This is a genomic window from Achromobacter sp. 1011791174 (assembly GCF_059760925.1).
In genome coordinates this window covers 1-20,319 of sequence record NZ_JCBANH010000086.1, presented here as the reverse complement: position 1 = coordinate 20,319, position 20,319 = coordinate 1, and the positions used below count along the sequence as shown (strand labels likewise).

The 20,319-nt window shown below is 68.5% G+C and carries 18 protein-coding genes; 15 read left to right on the top strand and 3 right to left on the bottom strand.

Going from position 1 to position 20,319, the window contains the following annotated elements; all coding sequences use genetic code 11:
• Positions 1-3 precede the first annotated feature (3 nt).
• The 9 genes from AC6LJ5_RS23680 to AC6LJ5_RS23640 all read left to right on the top strand — a co-directional run bounded on the left by AC6LJ5_RS23680 (position 4) and on the right by AC6LJ5_RS23640 (position 7,344).
• The gene (locus AC6LJ5_RS23680) at positions 4-672 is read left to right on the top strand and encodes an amino acid ABC transporter permease (RefSeq protein WP_103275692.1); all 669 of its coding nucleotides are present in this window, start codon (positions 4-6) and stop codon (positions 670-672) included.
• Positions 673-681: 9 nt separating this feature from the next.
• On the top strand, positions 682-1,332 hold the full coding sequence (locus tag AC6LJ5_RS23675) for an amino acid ABC transporter permease (RefSeq protein WP_103275693.1): 651 nt from the start codon (positions 682-684) through the stop codon (positions 1,330-1,332).
• Positions 1,319-2,059, top strand: a complete 741-nt coding sequence (locus tag AC6LJ5_RS23670) for an amino acid ABC transporter ATP-binding protein (RefSeq protein WP_103275694.1) — start codon at positions 1,319-1,321, stop codon at positions 2,057-2,059. Before AC6LJ5_RS23675 ends, AC6LJ5_RS23670 begins: the two co-directional genes overlap by 14 nt.
• A gap of 36 nt (positions 2,060-2,095) precedes the next feature.
• Entirely contained in the window at positions 2,096-2,881 is a 786-nt protein-coding gene (locus AC6LJ5_RS23665) for a transporter substrate-binding domain-containing protein (protein WP_103275695.1), read from the top strand.
• Between the two features lie 31 nt (positions 2,882-2,912).
• Positions 2,913-3,260 (top strand): RidA family protein, encoded by a 348-nt coding sequence (locus tag AC6LJ5_RS23660; protein WP_103275696.1) that lies wholly within the window; start codon positions 2,913-2,915, stop codon positions 3,258-3,260.
• Positions 3,261-3,311: 51 nt separating this feature from the next.
• A complete protein-coding gene (locus AC6LJ5_RS23655) occupies positions 3,312-4,343 on the top strand; it encodes a M14 family metallopeptidase (protein ID WP_498141777.1) in 1,032 nt (343 codons plus the stop codon).
• Between the two features lie 32 nt (positions 4,344-4,375).
• On the top strand, positions 4,376-5,464 hold the full coding sequence (locus AC6LJ5_RS23650; RefSeq protein WP_498141776.1) for a LacI family DNA-binding transcriptional regulator: 1,089 nt from the start codon (positions 4,376-4,378) through the stop codon (positions 5,462-5,464).
• A 91-nt stretch (positions 5,465-5,555) separates the two neighbouring features.
• Complete coding sequence (locus tag AC6LJ5_RS23645) at positions 5,556-6,497, top strand: LysR substrate-binding domain-containing protein (protein ID WP_103275699.1); 942 nt, start codon at positions 5,556-5,558, stop codon at positions 6,495-6,497.
• 169 nt (positions 6,498-6,666) lie between these two features.
• Positions 6,667-7,344: an isochorismatase family protein gene (locus tag AC6LJ5_RS23640; RefSeq protein ID WP_103275700.1), complete on the top strand. Its 678-nt coding sequence runs from the start codon at positions 6,667-6,669 to the stop codon at positions 7,342-7,344.
• A 27-nt stretch (positions 7,345-7,371) separates the two neighbouring features.
• On the opposite strand, the gene AC6LJ5_RS23635 is transcribed toward AC6LJ5_RS23640, so the two are convergent.
• Complete coding sequence (locus tag AC6LJ5_RS23635) at positions 7,372-8,517, bottom strand: sterol desaturase family protein (protein ID WP_498141775.1); 1,146 nt, start codon at positions 8,515-8,517, stop codon at positions 7,372-7,374.
• Positions 8,518-8,790: 273 nt separating this feature from the next.
• Here AC6LJ5_RS23635 and AC6LJ5_RS23630 point away from each other — a divergent pair, with 273 nt between their 5' ends.
• From AC6LJ5_RS23630 to AC6LJ5_RS23610, 5 genes are all read left to right on the top strand, one after another.
• Positions 8,791-9,012 carry an HP1242/YdcH family protein gene (locus tag AC6LJ5_RS23630; protein WP_103275702.1) on the top strand — a complete coding sequence of 74 codons (222 nt, stop codon included), beginning with the start codon at positions 8,791-8,793 and terminating at the stop codon, positions 9,010-9,012.
• 245 nt (positions 9,013-9,257) lie between these two features.
• Positions 9,258-9,860, top strand: a complete 603-nt coding sequence (locus tag AC6LJ5_RS23625) for a LysE/ArgO family amino acid transporter (RefSeq protein WP_498141774.1) — start codon at positions 9,258-9,260, stop codon at positions 9,858-9,860.
• Between the two features lie 210 nt (positions 9,861-10,070).
• Complete coding sequence (locus AC6LJ5_RS23620) at positions 10,071-13,415, top strand: autotransporter family protein (protein WP_498141773.1); 3,345 nt, start codon at positions 10,071-10,073, stop codon at positions 13,413-13,415.
• A 138-nt stretch (positions 13,416-13,553) separates the two neighbouring features.
• Positions 13,554-14,690, top strand: coding sequence for a C45 family autoproteolytic acyltransferase/hydrolase (locus AC6LJ5_RS23615; RefSeq protein WP_103275705.1), 1,137 nt, complete (start codon positions 13,554-13,556; stop codon positions 14,688-14,690).
• Positions 14,691-14,716: 26 nt separating this feature from the next.
• Positions 14,717-16,270, top strand: coding sequence for an ABC transporter substrate-binding protein (locus AC6LJ5_RS23610; protein ID WP_103275706.1), 1,554 nt, complete (start codon positions 14,717-14,719; stop codon positions 16,268-16,270).
• An 8-nt stretch (positions 16,271-16,278) separates the two neighbouring features.
• Here the strand turns inward: AC6LJ5_RS23610 and AC6LJ5_RS23605 are convergent, their stop codons facing one another.
• Positions 16,279-17,166, bottom strand: coding sequence for a LysR family transcriptional regulator (locus AC6LJ5_RS23605; protein ID WP_498141772.1), 888 nt, complete (start codon positions 17,164-17,166; stop codon positions 16,279-16,281).
• A 145-nt stretch (positions 17,167-17,311) separates the two neighbouring features.
• On the opposite strand from AC6LJ5_RS23605, the gene AC6LJ5_RS23600 reads away from it, so the two are divergent.
• Complete coding sequence (locus AC6LJ5_RS23600) at positions 17,312-18,523, top strand: MFS transporter (RefSeq protein WP_498141771.1); 1,212 nt, start codon at positions 17,312-17,314, stop codon at positions 18,521-18,523.
• Positions 18,524-18,584: 61 nt separating this feature from the next.
• On the opposite strand, the gene AC6LJ5_RS23595 is transcribed toward AC6LJ5_RS23600, so the two are convergent.
• Positions 18,585-20,144 carry an ABC transporter substrate-binding protein gene (locus AC6LJ5_RS23595; protein WP_498141770.1) on the bottom strand — a complete coding sequence of 520 codons (1,560 nt, stop codon included), beginning with the start codon at positions 20,142-20,144 and terminating at the stop codon, positions 18,585-18,587.
• Positions 20,145-20,319 lie beyond the last annotated feature (175 nt).

The window sequence follows — 20,319 nt, the reverse complement described above, 5'->3', positions numbered from 1 at the left end:
GCCATGCAGCAGCTGAATTTCCAACAGATCTGGCGCTATCGCGAACAGCTCTGGCAGGGCTTGCAAGTCACGCTTGAGCTGACGGCGATCGCCGTGCTGGCCGGGCTGGCGATCGGCCTGGCGGGCGCGCTGCTGTCGCGACACGGTCCGCGTCCGGCGAAGTTGGCGCTGCGCGCCTATGTGGAAGTGTTCCGCAATACACCCTCGCTGATCCAGCTGTTCGTGGTCTTCTTCATCCTGCCGGGCCTGGGCCTGAAGCTGCCGCCCTTCGCGGCGGCGGCCGTGGCGCTCAGTCTGTACTTCGGCGCCTATGCGACCGAAATCCTGCGCGCCGGGCTGGACTCGATTCCGCGCAGCCAGATCGAGGCGGGCCACTGCCTGGGCCTGAGCAGCTGGCAGGTCTACCGCCACATCGTGCTGGCGCCGGCGCTGCGCAACGTCTACCCGGCGCTGGGCAGCCAGCTGGTGATCCTGCTGCTGGGCACCTCGCTGGCCTCGCAGGTTTCGGCCGAGGATCTGTTCCACGCCGGCAGCTTCATCGAAAGCCGCACCTACCGCAGCTTCGAGGTCTACGCGGTGATCTGCGCCCTCTATTTCGGGCTGGTGCTGATCGTCAAGGCCATCCTGGCGCTAGCCGCGAGCCGCGTCTTCACCTGGCCGGTCCGGCGCTAGGAGAAAAAGATGAGAACGTTCTCCTGGGCGGACTTCGCCTCGCTGTTCGCCGCCATGCAATGGACCGTGGCGCTGGTGTGCATCGCGCTGGCCGTGGGCGCGCCGCTGGGCCTGGGGCTGGCGCTCCTGCGCGGCCACCGCCTGGCGCCGCTGCGCTGGCTGGCGGCGGCGCTGCAACAGCTGGTCCAGGGCGTGCCGCTGCTGGGCCTGCTGATGTTCTTCTACTTCGGCATGCCGGTGTTCCTTGGCGTCGAAGTCCCCGCGATCGCGGCGGTCAGCGTGGCCTTCATCATCTACGCGGCGGCCTTCCTGGGCCAGATCTGGCACGGCGGCATCCAGGCCGTCAAGCACGAGCAATGGGAAGCCGCCGCCTGCCTGGGCCTGTCGAAGTGGCATCAGTTCCGCCATGTGATCGCGCCGCAGGCGCTGCGCCTGTCGCTGCCGCCCACGGTGGGCTTCCTGGTGCAGCTGATCAAGGGCACCTCGCTGGCCTCGGTGGTGGGCTTCGTCGAACTCGCGCGCGCCGGCCAGATCGCCAGCGCCGCCACCTTCCAGCCGCTGCTGGTCTATTCATGCGTCGCGCTGCTGTACTTCGCGGCGTGCCTGCCCCTGACGATGTGGGCGCGTAACCTGGAGGACCGCCTGCATGGCGCTCGTTGAAGTCCGCAACATTCACAAGCGCTTCGGCGCCAACCACGTGCTCAATGGCGTGTCGCTCGACATCGACGAGGGCGAGATCGTCACCATCATCGGCCGCTCCGGCTCGGGCAAGTCCACGCTGCTGCGCTGCCTGAACGCGCTGGAGAACGTGGACGACGGCGAGATCCGCGTCGGCGGCGAACACGTCCACGCCGCCATGCCCGGGCTGCGGCAATTCCGCCAGCGCGTGGGCATCGTGTTCCAGCAGTTCAACCTGTTTCCGCACCTGAACGTGGAACGCAACATCACGCTGGCGCCCGTGCTGAACGGCCGCATCAGCAAGCCGCAGGGCCGCGAGCTGGCGCTGGACGTGCTGCGCCGCGTCGGACTGGCCGAGAAAATCGACGCCTGGCCCGCCCTGCTGTCGGGCGGCCAGCAGCAGCGCGTGGCCATCGCCCGCTGCCTGGCGATGGCGCCGGCGCTGATGCTGTTCGACGAAGTCACGTCGGCGCTGGACCCCGAGCTGGTGGGCGAAGTGCTCAAGGTCATGGAAGACATGGCGCGCCAGGGCATGACGATGGTGCTGGTCACGCACGAGATGGCCTTCGCGCGCAACGTCGCGTCCAAGGTCGTGTTCATGCACCAGGGCCGCGTCTGGGAGCAAGGCCCGCCCGCCGAGCTGTTCGCCCATCCCCGCACGCCCGAGCTGCGCCAGTTCATCGGCACGGCCGCGTCCGCCGTCCACTGAAAGCAACACCACGCCATTCCCTCCCGGAGACATCGCATGAAACTGTACGCAAGACTGGCCGCCGCGGCCGCCTTCTGCCTTTCCCTGGCCGCGCCCGCGTCGGCCGCCGACAAACTGCAGGACGTGCTGGGCGCGGGCAAGCTGCGCGTGGGCGTGCTGATGGACGCCGCGCCCTGGGGCTTCAAGGACGCCAAGGGCGAAGCGGCCGGCCTGGACATCGATCTGGCCCGGCTGATGGCGGCCGACATGGGCGTGAAGCTGGAGCTGGTGCAGGTCACCGGCGCCAGCCGCATCCCCAGCCTGCTGGCCGGCAAGGTCGACGTGCTGATCGCCGCCGCCGGCGCCACGCCCGAGCGGGCGCAGCAGGTCATGTTCTCGCAGCCCTACGCGGCCGTGAACCTGGGCGTGTACGGCGGCGACGCCATGCCGCAAGCCAAGACAGTCGAAGAGCTGAAGGACCGCAGCATCGCGGTGGCCAAGGGTTCGACGCTGGACATCTGGCTGACCGACAACGCGCCCGGCGCCCGCCTGGTGCGCTTCGAGGACACGCCCTCGGCGGTCGCCGCCTATCTGGCGGGCCAGTCCGAGTCCTTCGCCGAGAACAGCGCCATCGCGCTCAAGGTCGCCGACGACAACCCCGCCAAGGCGCCGCAGCTCAAGTTCCTGATCCGCCAGTCGCCCGCCCACGCGGCGGTCCAGCAAGGGCAGCAGAACCTGCTGAACTGGATCAACACCTTCCTCTTCTACAACCGCCTGAACGGCAAGCTGCCCGCGTTGCAGACCAAGTGGTTCAAGGAAGCCCAGACGCTGCCGCAGATGTGAGCGCCCCCGAATCCAGACACGAGAATCCATCATGATCAAACGCTACAAATCCGGCTCGCGCATGAGCCAGGCCGTGACGTACAACGGCTTCGTCTTCATCGCCGGCCAGGTCGCCGACAACCGCCAGGGCACGCTGGAATCGCAGACCCGCGAGGTGCTGGCCAAGATCGAGGCGCTGCTGGCCGAGGCCGGCAGCGACAAGTCCCGCCTGCTGGCGGTGGACGTGTTCCTGCCGGCAATCGGCGATTTCGACGCCATGAACCGCGTCTACGACGCCTGGGTGGACCCGGCCAACCCGCCGGCGCGCGCCTGCGTCGAGGCCCGCCTGGCCGATCCCGACCTGCGCGTGGAAATGACCGCCATCGCCGCGCTGCGCTGAGCGCCGCGCCCCTCCACTCCCACGCGCCGCCCGGCGGCGCAGCAGCCCCCTATGCACACCGGCCTGTTTCACGAGATCGATTTCGACGCCGACGGCAAGACGCTCAGCTTCCTGGGCACGCCGTATTCGGTGGACCGTTCCCCCTATTACCAGATCAAGACCCCGGTCTGCCGCATCCGCAATGGCCAGGGGCCGCGCGTGCTGCTCATGGCCGGCAACCACGGCGACGAGTACGAAGGCGAGATCGCGCTGGGTCGCCTGATCCGCCGCCTGGACCCGGCCCGCGTGCGCGGCGAGATCACGATCCTGCCCATGGCCAACGTGCCGGCCGTGATGGCGGCGCGGCGCCGCTCGCCGCTGGACAACGGCAACCTGAACCGCGCCTTCCCGGGCTCGCCCGGCGGCACGCCCACCGAGCGGCTGGCGCATTTCCTGGAGCATGAGCTGTTTCCGCGCCACGACGTGGTCTTCGACATCCACTCCGGCGGCACGTCGATGGCGCACCTGCCCACCGCGCTGATCGAAAAACAGGCGGACCCGGCGCGCATGGACCAGGCGCTGGCGCTGCTGGCCAGCCTGGGCATGGACCACGCCTTCATCGCCACCAACGGGCGCGACGCGCCCACCTCGATGGCGGCCGCCGCCCGCGCGGGCGCCATCGGCATCAGTGGCGAATTCGGCGGCGGCGGCACGTTGACGCCGGCCACGCTGGCCGCGACCCAGCGCGCCATCGACCAACTGCTGCTGGCGCTGGGCGTAATCGACGCCCCGGTGCTGGGACCACACGCGCCGGCCGCCGGCGGCATGCAGCTGCTGGCCCTGGACAGCCACGCCCAGGCCATCTTCGCCACGCGTCGAGGCTGGTTCGAGCCCGCCGTGGACATCGGCGCCCAGGTCAGCGCGGGCGATCTGGCGGGCTACTATCACGACTTGAATCGCCTGGACGCGCCCGAGGAAGCCCTGCGTTTCGGGGTATCGGGTATCGTCATATCCCGGCGGCTGCACACCGACAGCGAAGCCGGCGACTGCCTGATCCAGGTGGCGCGCCCGGTCGAGCAAGCTGATATCCTGGCGGCCGCCTGACTCCGGCCCCGACCCACACGACTCCCACCAGCATGAGCGACCGGCACGCGCCCTCCTCCGCCCCCACCCACGACGACGTCCTGCGCCTGCGCCCCGACGCGCCGCCGCCGGCGCCGCGCGCGCTGCCGCCGGCCAAGCCGCCGCGCATCGAGGAAGTGGCCAGGCTGGCGGGCGTGTCGCCGATCACGGTGTCGCGCGCGCTGCGCCAGCCCGAGAAGGTCGCCAAGGACAAGCGCGAACGCATTCTGCAGGTGGTGGCGCAAACCGGCTACGCCTCCAACCCGCACGCGCGGGCGCTGCGCTCGGGCCAGTCCAGCGTGGTGGCCGCCTTCGTCTCCAACATTTTCAGCCAGCAGTTCGCGCTGGCCGTGCAGGGCTGCGCCGAGGTGCTGGAACCGCAGGGCTATCAGCTGATGGTGGGACAGACCTCGTACTCCTACGCCAAGGAGACCAGCATGATCGCCTCGCTGCGCGCGCTACGGCCGGCGGCCGTGCTGTTCACCGGCGTCATCGAGCTGGAAGAGAACCGGCAGTCGCTGCGCGAACTCGGCATTCCCATCATGGAAACCTGGGCCTATCCGCGCGATCCCATCGACATGCTGGTCGGACTGTCCAACTACGACGCCGGCTTCATGGCGGCCAGCCATCTGGCCGAGCGCGGCTACCGACGCGTGGCCTTCATGGCCCGCCACGGCGGCCGCGGCGAATTGCGCCGCCAGGGCTTCGCGGCCGCGGCCGCGCAGCGCGGGCTGGAGGTCGTCGCCGAACTGGCCGTGGACAATCCGCAGACCATCGCCGATGGCCGGGCCGCGCTGGCCCGGCTGCTGTCGCAAGGCGGCAAGTTCGACGCCGTGTTCTGCGCCAACGACCTGCTGGCCGTCGGCGCCATGTTCGAAGCGCGCGACCGCAAGCTGGCCGTGCCGCGCGATCTGGCCGTGCTGGGCTTTGGCGAAACCGATATCGCCGGCGAGATCCAGCCCGGGCTGACCACCATCGGCGTGGACAGCCTGGGCCTGGGCCGGCGCGCCGGCGAAATGCTGCTGCAGCGCCTGGGCGGCGGCATGCCGGCCCATCCTCACCAAGTGATGCCGCTGCGCATCCACGCGCGCGCCAGCGTCTGACCCCGCCCCTCCGGCGGGACGGGCGCCCGCCCCTGGCCTGGGTATATGCTTGCCGGACCGTTGTCCCATTTTCAGAACGGCAGGAAAACCCATGCACGACTTGAACGACCTCTATTACTTCGTGCAGGTCGTCCGGAACGGCGGCTTCGCGCCCGCCGGCCGGGCGCTGGGCATACCCAAGTCGCGACTGAGCCGGCGCATCGCGCTGCTGGAGGAAAGGCTGGGCGTGCGCCTGATCCAGCGCTCGACCCGCAGCTTCGCGGTCACGGAACTCGGCCAGGAATACTACGAGCAGTGCCTGTCCATGCTGGCCGGCGCCGAGGCCGCCCAGGAAGTCATCGACCGCACCCACGCCGAGCCGCAAGGCACCATCCGCCTGAGCGCGCCGCCGGCGCTGATCCACTATTTCCTGGGCGAGCTGATCGCGCGCTTCATGGTCAAGTGCCCGAAGGTGCAGGTCTACCTGAAGAGCTTCAGCCGTCCGGTGGACGTGCTGCGCGAGGGCTACGACCTGGCCGTGCGGGTACGCTTCGGACCCATCGAAAGCAGCGACCTGGTCATGAAGCCGCTGGGCATCAGCGGCCAGCGCCTGGTCGCCGCGCCTGCGCTGGCGCGCGCCGTGGCGCAGCCCGCCGACCCGAGCGCGCTCGGCCAGCTGCCGACGCTGGCGCTGGGCATCGACGGACGCGAAAGCCACTGGAAGCTGGACGGGCCGGACGGCGCCCGCCTGAGCGTGCCCTTCTCCCCCCGCCTGGTGACCGACGACATGATGGCGTTGAAACAGGCCGCCGTGCAGGGCGTGGGCGTGGCGGCGCTGCCCCTGCTGATGATCCGCGAGGAACTGGCGGACGGCCGGCTGATCGACGTGGGCCGGCCCTGGGCGCCCGAGCCGGGCAGCGTGCATGCCGTGTTTCCGTCACGCCGGGGTCTCTTGCCCGGCGTGCGCGAGCTGCTGGATTTCATGGGCGCCGAATACCAGAAGCTGGCCCGGCGCGAACGCGAGGAATGCCGGGAGCTGGGCGAACGCCCCTAGCCCGGCAGTGGGCTTGCCTGCCTGTCGCGGACTGCCGGGTCTGTCCAGATCCGGGCCTCGGGCCCGGACAGCGTCCTGCGGATAGGACGCTGCGGCCGGTTTTCGACGGCTACCGCGGCGGCGGGCCGGATTCTAGGATGAAGCCTCATTCTTCTTTTCGGAGTCCGCCATGACCACCCCCGCCAACTTCAACGGCCAGCGCCCCGTGATCGATCCCGACGACGCCGCCATGCTGCTCATCGACCACCAGAGCGGCCTGTTCCAGACCGTGGGCGACATGCCCATGCCCGAGCTGCGCGCCCGCGCCGCCGCCCTGGCCAGCATGGCCACGCTGAGCAAGATGCCCGTCATCACCACGGCCTCGGTGCCGCAAGGCCCGAACGGCCCATTGATTCCAGAGATCCACGACAACGCGCCCCACGCGCAATACGTCGCGCGCCGGGGCGAGATCAATGCCTGGGACAACCCGGAATTCGTCGCGGCGGTCAAGGCCACGGGCCGCAAGACCCTGATCATCGCCGGCACCATCACCAGCGTCTGCATGGCCTTTCCGTCGATCAGCGCGGTCGCCGATGGCTACCGCGTGTTCGCCGTGGTGGACGCCTCGGGCACCTACAGCAAGATGGCGCAGGAGATCACGCTGGCGCGCATCGTGCAGGCCGGCGTGGTGCCGATGGACACGGCCGCCGTGGCCTCGGAACTGCAACGCACCTGGAATCGCGAGGACGCGGCCCAGTGGGCGCAGGTCTATACCCGGATCTTCCCCGCCTACCAGCTGCTGATCGAAAGCCACGCCAAGGCGCAGGACGTGGCGCGCAACAACGAGGCGCTGGATTCCCAGCGCTGAGCCCGCATCCCGGCGGCGCGGCCGGGCCTATTTCTTGCGGAAGGGATAGGCCTGCTGCGCCAGGAACGTGCCCGGCATGTCGTTGTCCAGGATGCCGTAGTTCTCCGGCAGGCGCCGGCTCACGCCGCGCACGGCGGTGCCGAACAGGTAGTCGATGAAGGACAGGTGCGCCGCGTAGTTGCGGTCGATGGCCTCGGTGTCCGACGAGTGATGCCAGTGGTGGAAGTCCGGCGTCACGATGATGTAGCGCAGCCAGCCCCAGGGCAGCTTGACGTTGGAGTGGATGAGCACCGCCTGGAAACCGACGATGATGATGTAGGCATCCAGCACCGGCTTGGAAAAGCCCAGCGCGAACAGCACGCCCAGCACCGCCACGCGCGTGATCAGCAACTCGACGATGTGCAGCCGCGATCCGGCCAGCCAGTCCAGTGTGCGGGTGCTGTGGTGCACCGCATGGATGCGCCACAGGAACGGCACCTCGTGATAGGCCCGGTGCGCCGCGTACTGCACCAGGTCCGCCACCAGCACCGCCAGGAACAGCTCCAGCGCGTAGGGCAGGCCGGCGATGGCCTGCTGCAGCGGCTCATACGCGGCCCAGGAGAACAGCCGGTGCACGAAGAAGTTGATGCACAGCAGCACCGCGCCGACCGACAGGTGGTTGAACAGGAAGTGCTTCATGTCCACCTGCCATTCCGTGCGGAACACGGGCTGGCCGTCATACAGCGGGAACAGCTTCTCGAAGATGATGAAGACGGTGCTGGAGGCCAGCAGGTCCAGGATGAACCAGTCCAGGCCCAGGTAGGGATGGTGGCCGGTGTTGGAGGTGGTCACCACGACCTGGCTGCCGCCGGCGGCCACGGCGCCGCATACCAGGGCGAAGGCGGCGATGTTGAGCCAGCGCTGGCGGCCGAGAACGATATTGGCCAGCGCGATGGTGCCAGAGACCAGCAGCGCGCCGAACAGCAGCGCGCGCATCGCGTCCACAGAATAGAAGGCGCGCAGCTCGGGCGTGGTGAGATAGGCCGGGAAATGAAACGCCAGCACGCCCAGCACCGCCAGGATCGCCAGGAACAGCGCGATCACGCCGCTGATCATGCCGGTGCCGGGACGGATGTGCCCGTCCTGCCTGAACAATTCCCAGATCTGGCGATAGATGGGCGCGCGCTGTTTCATTTCATTCCGATGACGACTCCACGGGGCTGCGAGTGTATCGCCGGGACCGCCAGTCAATGTAAGCAAACGTGAGAATACGCGTGCATATCTGCCCCCCAGCCCGATCAAGCGCCGGCTTGCGGCGGGTCAAGTCCGATAAAACTGGCGGATACCCGCAAGATTGACAAGGATTGCCGGTTGCGCTGTCATGGAACGGACACTTCCAAAGCTCTCGCGCGCCCTCCTGGGGGCTCGCGTTTTTCCCTGACCCGGACCCAGCAGAGAGGCCGTCATATGTTCCCTGAATACCGTCAACTCATTACCCAGCTGAAATCCGAGAACGCCCATTTCTCGGCGCTGTTCCAGCGGCACAATGCGCTGGACCAGCAGATCCAGAACATGGAGGCCGGCATCGTCCCGGCGTCCGGCAACGACGTGGAAGTGCTCAAGAAGGAAAAGCTGCAACTGAAGGACAAGCTCTACGGCATGCTTCGGGCCGCCGACGGACACGCCTGAGCGGCTTCACGCCCCGCGCCGGGCACGATGCATGCCCGGCCCTCCTTTCCTCTCCTGATTCGCTCGCCCCGACCTGCGCGACGCCGCGCAAGCGCGGGGCGTTTCACTTGGGCCGCAAGCCGTGCCCGCGCCGCCACGCGTCCCATCGCTCCGACAAGTAAGCCACGCTAATCATGGATTAGGATATTTAGATTTTCTAATCCATCTCGCATCGATAGTCTGTCGCCCTTTCCCACAGGTGCGATATGACCCACGCTTTTCTTCCCGGCTTCCTGCTTGGCCTGAGCCTGATCCTGGCCATCGGCGCGCAGAACGCCTTCGTGCTGCGCCAGGGACTGCGCCAGCAGTACGTGTTCGCCGTGAGCCTGACCTGCGCCTTGTCCGACGCGATCCTGATCGCCGCCGGCATCGCGGGCTTCGGCGCGGCGGTCGCGGCGCTGCCGTGGCTGGAAACCGCGATGCGTTACGGCGGCGCCGCGTTCCTGTTCCTGTATGCCGCCCGCAGCCTGCGCGCCGCGCTGCGCAGCCATCACGACAGCCTGACGCCGTCCGAGAATCAGGCGGCGGGCCTCTGGACCACGCTCGCCACCTGCCTGGCCTTCACCTGGCTCAATCCGCACGTCTATCTGGATACCGTGGTGCTGCTGGGTTCGATTTCCAGCCAATACGAAGGGCAGAAAACCGCCTTCGCCCTGGGCGCCATCTCGGCCTCGTTCCTGTTCTTCTTCACACTGGGCTATGGCGCGCGCCTGCTGCGGCCTCTCTTCGCGCAACCGAAGGCCTGGCGGCTACTGGACCTGCTGGTGGCCGTGGCGATGTTCTGTATCGGCCTGGGACTGCTTATCTGAATTTAGATAGAACCCACACTGATCACTATGAAGCAATAGTACTAGCTCTTTGAGAATCGTCTCATATATCTCCCCCCTTGCCCCGTCCATCATGAATCGCTCCACCACATGCGCTTCCCATTCCTGAAGGAATTCAAGGTCATATCGGCATAGGCAATCGCGTCCCTGCTGCGCTGGCGTTCCTTCCCCAATGGGACAAGGAATCCCTACATGCCGTTTCGTATCAATCCGATCATGGCGGGGCTGCTCGTCACCCTGCCCAGCGTGGTCCTGGCTGTCGAACACGGACAGATCACCGTCAACGACCCCGCGGGCGCCACCACCATCGTCCTGAATCCGGGCGATACCGTCACCCATGCCGGCGCCGGCGCGGCGATCGACATTTCCATCGCGGGCAACAGCCTGAACGCGGACCGGGCCGTCATCACCGCGGGCGACCCCAACACCACGAACAAGTCCAGCGTCGGCCTGCGCGTCAGCGCGGGCGGCGCGGCCACGTTGACCGACAGCAGCGTCTCGAGCGTGGGAGCGGGCCAGAACTCCCATGCGCTGTCGGTCACGGGCGCGGGCAGTTCCATCAGCGCCTTCGACACCACGTTGAGCACTATCGGGAACCATTCGCACGGCCTTAAGGCCGAATCCGGCGCGCAGGTCACGCTGCAAGGCGGCAGCATCGAAACAGCGGGCATTGGCGCGAATGGCATCGACGCGTCCGGCGCGGGCACGCTCGTCAAAGTAGATGGCACGACGATCTCGTCCGCGGACACCTCCTGGATCTCCACCGGAGTCCAGGTCTACCAGGGCGCGCGCGTCGAGCTGACCGACAGCAAGATCTCGAGCCTGGGCGGCGGCACGGGCATCGAAATCTTCAATGCCGACAGCGTCGTCACGCTCGACAACACCGACGTAAGCACGAAGCAGGCGGTGGGCATCACCGTCAGCGGCGGCACGCTGACCATGACCGGCGGCTCGGTATCGTCCCAGGGTGGCGCGGTCTACCTGGGTTCGAACGGCAACGCCAACGCCACCATCCGCGACGCATCGCTGCGCACCGAAACCGGCATAGGCATCAACATCAACGCCGAGAATACGTCCGCCACCCTGGACAACGTCATCCTCAAGTCCGTCGGCGCGTACAGCACCGGCATCTGGATGCCCGCGCTCGGCAACCAGCTGACCGCCAACCGGCTCACGCTGGAATCCGGACTCATCGGCATCGACAGCCGCGCCGGCAACGTCGTCCTGACGGACAGCGCCATCACCACGCAGGGCAAGAACGGCCACGCACTGTACATGTCGATAGACGAAGGCAGCGGCGGCACCATCGAGGCGAGCAACACCACGATCCGGACCCACGGCGACCTTGCCGTAGGCGCCCTGGCCCGCCTGCGCGGCGCGAACATCGTGCTGCGCGACTCGACCATCGACACTTCCGGCACGACCGCGCATGGCCTGTTCGCCAGCGGCGGCGGCAGCGGCATCCGGACATGGGGCACCGCCATCACGACACAAGGCAACAGCGCCCACGGCCTGGCCATGAGCAACAACACGGCCGTCTCGCTGGACAGCACCCGCATCGAGACCGCCGGCGCCGACGCACGCGGCATCTGGACCTATGGAACCGCCGCCAGCGTCAACAACACGCTGAGCCTGGGCAATGGCTCGCGCATCGACACGCAAGACGCGGTGGGCCTGCTGGTGAGCGGCGGCAGCCACCGGATCACGCTGGACCGCGCCGACATCACGGCGCGCAGGGACGGCAGCACTGACGATGGCATGCTGCTATACGCGCGCTCCATCGATGTGACGTCCGGCGGCGTCACCACCACGGTCGAAACCGGCCAGATCCTCCTTGACGCCAGCGCCTCGGCGCTGACCGGCGATGTGTTGATCGAAAGCGGCGCGCTGGACATGGATCTCACGAACGGCTCCACGCTCACCGGCGCCGTCTGGCAGCGCGGAAACGGACGCGTCAACAGCCTCGCGCTGGACGGCAGCAGCACCTGGAACGTGCGCGGCGACTCCACCTTGGGCACGCTCAAGAACGGCGGCACCGTGGCCTTCGCGTCGCCAAGCTCCGGCGCGTTCAAGACCCTGACGGTCGAGAACTACGAAGGCGGCGGCACGCTGTCGATCAACACCCGGCTCGGCGACGACAACTCGCCCACCGACCGGCTCGTGATCGATGGCGGCGCGGCCACCGGCAATACGGGATTGCGCGTCATCAACGCCGGCGGCGTCGGCGGCCAGACCACGCTGGGCATCCGCGTGGTGGAAACCATCAACGGCGGCGTCACCGCCAGCGACGCCTTCCACCTGGACGCAGGCTCCACCGGCTACCGCGCCAGCATCGGCACCGTCGCCCTCAACGGCTATGACTACAGCCTGGTGCGCGGCGGCAACGGTGGCGTGGCCGACGACTGGTACCTGACCTCGGAATACACCGACCCCACCACGCCGCCGGGGCCGACCGATCCCCTCGACCCCATAGACCCGACTGATCCGACCGGCCCCACCGATCCGACCGGCCCCGTCACGCCCACCGACCCGGTCGCGCCGCCGGAAGTCGATCCGTCCGGTTTCAGGAACGTGTCGCCGGAAACCGGCGCCTACGCCGGCAACCAGCGCGCCGCCATGAACCTGTTCTCGCACGGCCTGCGCGACCGCGTCGCCGTCCCCGACGCTGGCGGCGACGGCGGCCGCCTCTGGACCCGCGTCCTGGGCCGCCACGACGGCGGCCTGCGCATGGCCGAGGGCAAGGTCGAGGTCGACACCGACAGCACCTTGCTCCAGATCGGCGGCGACGTATTGCGCACCCGCCTGGGCAGCGCCGGCACGCTGCAAGCCGGCCTGATGGCCGGCTACGGCGATGCCCGCACGCGCTCGGACGCCACGCTGCGCCTGCCTGGCTCCGGCCAGACCGTTCAGACCCGCGCACGCGGCAAGGTCTCCGGCTACTCGGTCGGCCTATACGCCACCGCCTACGCCAACGACGCCACCCGCCTGGGTGCCTACGCCGACGCCTGGCTGCAATACGGCCGCTACGACAACCGCATCAGCAGCGACCTGGGCGCCGTGCGCTACGACGCCGACGTCTGGTCCGCCTCGCTGGAAACCGGCTACGCCTTGCGGCCCTTCGTCGCCGGATCGGCGCTGGCCGATCTCGTGGTGGAGCCCAAGGCCCAACTGCTCTACAACCACTACAAGGCCCAGGACGCCACGCTGCAGGGCACGCGCATGCAAAGCGGCAAGCGCAACGCCGTCACCACCCGCGCCGGCGTGCGCATCTATCCCAAGGCCGCGCCCGATGCGCCGCAACCGAAGATCCGGCCGTTCCTGGAAGCCAACTGGGTCCACTCGCCCGGCACCCCGTCCGTGCGCATGGGCGCCAACACGCTGGACACGGCCCCGTCTCGCAACGCGCTCGAACTCAAGCTCGGCGCGCAAGGGCAGATCGGACGCAATGTGCAGGTCTCGGCCCAGGCCATCGGCCAGCTCGGCAGCGGCGGCCAGCGTGGCTACGGCGGCATGCTGAACGTCAGCTATCGCTGGTAGTTTCCGTTGGCGGCGCGACGCGGCGCGCCGCCAACTTGGGTAAACCCCTGGTATTTTTGGCGCCAAAATAGATTTATATTTTTGCCAAAACCCATCCGTTTCCCCAAGCTTCGCGGCGCCCGACGCCGCCCCACGCCCATGACCCAGATCACGCAGTTCCCCTTCGTATCCGTATCGGGCGCGCCCGAGGCGCGCGGCCTTTCCTATGGACAGCAGGCGGCGGACCGCGTCCGCAAGAGCGCTGCCATGTACGGCCAGACCCTGGTCTCGCTGGGCTACGACGCCATGGCGCGCGGCCGGCTGATCCAGGGCTTCGCGCGCGAGATCGAGCAATTCGCGCCGCACTACCTGGAGGAAATGCGCGGCATCGCCGCCGGCGCCGGCGTGACGTTCGAAGACGTGGTCATGATCAACGCGCGCACCGAAGTGATCGCCAAGGCCCGCGCCGAAAAGAAAAAAGCGGCCGAGCTGGAGCCGGGCGACGGCTGCACCGGCGCGCTGATCCTGCCCTCGCGCTCGGCCAACGGCCGGCTGATCCACGGCCAGAACTGGGACTGGCGCGCCGAATGCGCCGACACCGCGATCGTGCTGCGCGTGCGCAACGACAACGGCCCGGACATTCTCACCTTCGTCGAGGCCGGCGGCCTGGCGCGCAGCGGCCTGAACGGCGCCGGCATCTCCATCACCGCCAACTACCTGGAATCGGACCGCGACTTCCAGCAGCTCGGCGTGCCGCTGTCGCTGATCCGCCGCAAGGTGCTGGAACAGGAGCATTTCGCGCTGGCCATCAAGGCGGTCAGCACCACGCCGAAATCCTGCTCCAACAACATCATGCTGGGCATGGCCGCCGGTTTCGGCGTGGACTACGAATGCACCACCGACGAGGCCTTCCCGATCTATCCCGGCGCGGACGACCTGATCGTCCATGCCAACCACTGGGTCAGCGAAGTCGCCCTGGGCAAGCTGCGCGACACCGGCCGCGCCAGCACGCCCGAAAGCGCCTACCGCGACTGGCGCGTGCGCCGGCTGCTGAACGAGGCGGCCACGCTGACGCGCGAAGATCTCAAGCGCGCGCTGTTCGACGACTTCGGCGCGCCGTATTCCGTGTGCCGCCCGCCGCGCCCCGGCAGCCACGACAATCTGTCGGCCACGGTGGCGATGGTGGTGATGGAACCCGCCGCCGGACTGATGGAGGTGGCCCCGCTGCCCGCGCTGAACCGCGTCTTCACGCGCTACAGCCTGCAGGACGAACCCCAGCTGCTGCCCGCCGCCTGAACGCGGCCACCACCGGAAACCCGCCCATGAAGACCATCCTGTCCAGCGCCGCGCTGGCGGCCTCGCTGGCCCTGGCCGGCACGGCCCAGGCCGCCGCGCCGCTGCGCATCTCGCTCACCGCCGATATCCGCTCCACCGAGCCCGGCGTCAACCGCGACAGCAACAGCGACGCGGTCGTGCTGCACATCGTCGAAGGCCTGGTGGCCTACGGCGAGGACGCCGAGGTCCGCCCCCTGCTGGCGCAGTCAGTGGACATCAGCCCCGACGGCACGACCTACACCTTCACGCTGCGCGACGGCATCCGGTTCCACAACGGCGCGCCGCTGACGTCCGCCGACGTGCTCTGGTCCTGGCAGCGCGACACCGCGCCCGCCACCGGCTGGCGCTGCGCCAGCGAATTCGACGGCCGCGGCGCGGTCAAGGTGCTGTCGGTGCAGGCGCCGGATCCGCGCACGGTGGTGTACAGGCTGGAGCGCCCCAGCAGCCTGTTCCTGGCCACGCTGGCGCGCACCGACTGCGGCGGCACGGGCATCGTGCACCGGGACTCGGTCAAGCCGGACGGCGCCTGGGACAAGCCCATCGGCACCGGCCCCTTCATGCTGACCGAATGGAAACGCGGCGAGTACATCCGTCTGGCGCGCTACGCCGGCTACGCCAACCGCGACGGCAAGCCCGACGGCTATACGGGTTCCAAAAGACCGCTGGTCGACGAAGCGCGCTTCGTGATCGTGCCGGACGATTCCACCGCCAAGGCCGCCCTGCAGCGCGGCGACATCGACATCATCGAGGACCTGTCCAACAGCGACGTGCCGGTGCTGCGGCAGGATCCCAATGTGCGCGTCGCCTACGCGCCCGTGATGAGCATGACGGCGCTGCTGATGCAGACCCGCGATCCCCTGCTGGCCGATCCGCGCCTGCGGCAGGCGCTGGCGCACGCCATCGATTACGCGCAGCTGGCCGCCGCCGTGACCGAAGGCCTGGCCCAGCCCAATAATTCGATCGTGCCCCTGGTGTCGTCCTATCACGGCGCGGCGCAGCGCCAAGGCTGGCAATACGATCCCGCGCTGGCCGCCAGGCTGGCGCGCGATGCCGGCTACAAGGGCCAGGAGCTGACCATCCTGACGACCAAACGCTATCCGCAGTCCTACAACTCGGCCGTCATCGTGCAGGCCATGCTGCAGGCGGCCGGATTCAACGCCAGGCTGTCGGTGCTGGAATGGGCCGCCCAGCTGGACCGCTACAACGCCGGCAACTACCAGCTGATGACCTTCCCCTACTCGGCCCGGCTCGACGCCGCGCTGAACTACGAGATGGTGACCGGCGACAAGGCCAAGCAGCCGCGCAAGGTCTGGGACAACCCCGAGGCCGCCAGGCTGATCGAGGCCGCCTCGGCGGAGACCGACCACGGCAAGCGGCAGGCGATCTTCGATCAGCTGCACCGCCTGTTCCTGGCCGACGCGCCCTCGATTCCGCTGTACAACGGCCTGGACATCGGCGCATTTCGCAGCGACATCAAGGGCTACCGGCCCTGGGCGGTGAAGAAGCCGCGCGCCTGGGAAGTGGAACGCAGCGGCTCCTAGCGCGCCGCTCAGTCGGCGAACAGCTCCGCCGCGACGAAGTCCACGAAGGCCCGGATCTTGGGCGACAGCTGCCGGCTGGACGGCCACAGCACGTGAAAGACCATCTCGCGCTTGTTGTAGTCGTCCAGCACCGTGACCAGCCTGCCCTGCCGCAGTTGCTCGCGCACGGCGATCTCGGGCACGCAGGCGATGCCCAGGCCCTGCTCGGCGAAGCAGACCTGCGGGTCCAGCGTATTGGTCACCATGCTGGCGGGCAGTTCCAGCGCCGGCTCGTCCGGCGCGCGGCCCAGCGGCCAGACATCCAGCTTGCCGGTGCTGGGAAAGCGGTACAGCAGGCAGGCATGACGCGTCAGGTCCTGGGGCTCGCGCGGCCAGCCCGCCGCCTCGAAATAGGCGGGCGCGCCCACGATCACCTTGCGACAGGCGCCCAGCCGCCTGGCCGTCAGGCGCGAATCGCCGGGCTCGCCGCTGCGGATGACGGCGTCGAAACCCTCTTCGATCACGTCCACCAGCCGGTCCGAGTAATCGATGTCCAGCTCGATGCCCGGATGGCTGCGCTTGAACTCCCCCAGCTTGGGCATGAAGAGCGTGCCCACCGACGGCAGGCTGATGCGCAGCTTGCCGCGCGGCTCGCTGCGGGTCTGCAGCAGCTCCGCCTCGGCGGCCTCCATTTCGTGCAGGATGCGGCGGCAGCGCTCCAGGAACAGCGCGCCTTCCGGCGTCGGATTGATCGTGCGGGTGGAGCGGTGGAACAGGCGCACGCCCAGCCGTTCTTCCAGCCGCACGATGGCCTTGCTGACGGCTGATGCCGAAATGCCCAGTTGCTGCCCCGCCGCCGTGAAGCTGCGCGCATCCGCGGCACGGACGAACACGTGCAGCGCGCTGATGTTGTCCATGCTTGCCCGCCCCATTCATGACTACAGAGTCATGAGTGTTTGAAACTTTAGCCTGTTTTTCATTTATCGGGCTTCCTCCACACTGCGTCCCAGCGATGGGCCTGCCGCCTTCCGGCACGCCTGCCCCCGATGAAAGGACGAGAACATGACGACGATGACAGCGCGGACCGCCGCGCATCCCGAGGCGGACAAGCTGCCGCTGGCCGCGCTGCTGGCGCTGGCGATGACCGGCTTCCTGGCCCTGCTGACCGAGACCCTGCCCGCCGGCATGTTGCTGCGCATCAGCGCGGGCATGGGCATATCGGAAACGCTGGCGGGCCAGTTCGTGACGCTGTACGCCATCGGCTCGGTGGCCGCCGCCGTGCCGCTGACGACAGCCACGCAGGGCTGGCGTCGCCGCCCGCTGCTGCTCGCGGCGCTGGCCGCGATCCTGATCTTCAACACGCTGACGGCGCTGACCGACAGCTACATCGCGGCCCTGGCCGCGCGTTTCCTGGCCGGCATGGCGGGCGGCCTGATCTGGGGCATGCTGGCCGGCTATGCGCGCCGGCTGGTGGCCGATCCGCTCAAGGGCCGCGCGCTGGCCGTCGCCGGCGTGGGCGCGCCCATCGCCCTGTCGCTGGGCGTGCCGCTGGGCACGCTGCTGGGCGATGCGCTCGGCTGGCGCAGCGCATTCGGCGCGATCTCGCTGCTGACACTGGCGGTCATGGCCTGGATCCTGGCGAAGGTGCCCGATTTCGCGGGACAGCCGGCCGGCAAACGGCAGGGCGTCGGCCTGGTGCTGCGCAGCCCCGGCCTGCGCCCGGTGCTGGCCGTGCTGGTGCTGTGGGTGCTGGCGCACAGCATTCTCTACACCTATGTCGCGCCCCTGCTCGGCCCGGCCGGCCTGTCGGGACAGACGGATCGGGTGTTGCTGACGTTCGGCCTGGCCTCGCTGGCCGGCGTGTGGATCAGCGGGATGCTGATCGACCGCCGGCTGCGCGCGCTGGTGCTGCTGAGCCTGGCCGGTTTCGCGCTGGCCGTGCTGGCGCTGGGACTTGCGGGCACGCATGCGCCAGCGGTGTATGTGGCAGTGGCGGCCTGGGGCGTGGCGTTCGGCGGTTCGCCGACCCTGCTGCAGACGGCCTCGGCCGAGGCGGCCGGCCCCGGTGCCGACGTGGCGCAATCGATCCTGGCCACGGTCTGGAACGTGGCCATCGCGGGCGGCGGCATCGTCGGCGGCCTGTTGCTGGACGCCTGCGGCGCCGACGCCCTGCCCTGGGCCGCGCTGGGGCTGGCGATCGCCGCGCTGCTGCTGGCCGGCGCGGCGCGCGCTCATGGCTTTCCGGCGGAGCCCCGCCACGCCCGGCGTCAGTGAGGACGGGCTGCGTCCTGCCGCAAGCCGGCGGCCGGCATGGCGGCCGACCACCGTGTCGCGCTCAAGGCTTGATCGACGTGCCCCAGGCGCGCGGCTTGCCCTCCCAGACCGAGAAGCCTTGCACGCGCTTGCCAGTGGCCCAGGCATCGGCGCCGTTGTAGAGCACCAGCAGCGGCGTCTGCTCCAGCATCAGCGCATGCAGCTGGTCGAAAAGGGCCTGACGCCTGGCCGGATCGGATTCCAGGAAGCTCTCGTCGATCAGCTTCTGCGCCTGCGGATCGTCCCAGACCTTGCGCGGTTGCGCCGTCTTGTCGCCGGAGAACTGTTCGAAGCTCAGCGCGGGATCGATGCGCGAGGAGAACGTGAAGGAGCTGATCTGGTACTTGCCGGTGTTGTAGCGGTCCAGCTGCGTGGCCCACTCCAGCACTTCGATGCGGGCGTTGATGCCCACGGCCTGCATCATGGCCTGCGCCATCACGGCGACCTGGTAGCTCGGCACATGGGCACGCTTGTTGGCGTAGATGACGATGGGCTCGCCCTTGTAGCCCGCTTCCTTCAGCAGTTGCTGCGCCCGCGCCGGATCATGGCGGTAGGCGCGCTTCTCGGCCTCCTTGTAGTAGGCCGAGCCGGTGTGGACGGCGGAGTTGTTCAGCTCGCCCAGCCCTTCCGACGCCGCCGCCACGACCTGCGGAATATCCAGCGCGGCGGCGATGGCCTGGCGCAGCTTGACGTTCTTGAGCACCGGATCCTGCGTCTGGAACAGCAGCGTGTGCTTGGTGGCGTCGTGCGGGGTCATGACGGCCACGGCGGGATTGCCCTTGAGTTCGGCCACGTCGGTATTGGTGATCTGGCTGGCGTCGATGGCGCCGGACACCAGCCCCGCCTTGGAGCTGGACGCGTCCGGCACCACCAGGAACCTGACCTCGTCGGCCAGCGCGCGCTTGGCGCCCACGTAGCCGTCCGGCTTGTCGCCGGCCCCGGGAGGCTGCGCATAATCCTTGAAGGCCGTGAGCAGCACGTATTCGCCGCGCTTCCATTCCTTGAACTGATAGGGGCCGGTGCCGATGGGCTTGTCCCAATTGCCATCGGCGCCCACCGAATCCTTGTGCACGATGGCGGTCATGCCGCAATCGGTGCGCGCCAGCGAATCCAGGAACACGGCGGATCGGTGGCTGATCTTCATGACCACGGTGCGCGCGTCGGGCGCGGACACGTCGGTCACCTTCAGGCCGTTGCGACCGTCGAAATCGCTGCGGCAACGCCAGTCGCTCCTGGGATCCATGTAGCGCTGCCAGTTCCACAGCACGTCGGCGGAACTCAGCGTGGCGCCATTATGGAACTTCACCCCCTCGCGCAGCGTGAAGGTATAGGTCAGCCCGTCGTCCGACATGCTCACCGATTGCGCCAGCAGCGGCGCCACGGTGCCATCCTCGCGATAGCCGACCAGGCCCTCCACCATGTGCAGCACCACGCCATCGGTGGTGTTGTCGCGGTTCACGCCCGGATTGATGGAGCGGATGTCGGCCGGCTGCGCGATGGTCAGCACGGCCGCCTGGGCGGCGCCCGCCCAGGCCAGGGCGAGGCTGAGCGCGAGCGTTCGGGAAAGGGAAGGACGAGACATGTGGGGCTCCGGGGCTTGCGGCGCCGCTCATGCATTTTTGGCGCCAAAATTTGATGCACATTATGGATGCATCGAATCACGGCGCCATCGGGAGTATCCCTGAAGCGCGGCTGCGGGAGGTGAAAAACGCAAGGCCGGAAAGCGTCGCGGCGGCCATCCGGCAACGGATCGCCGC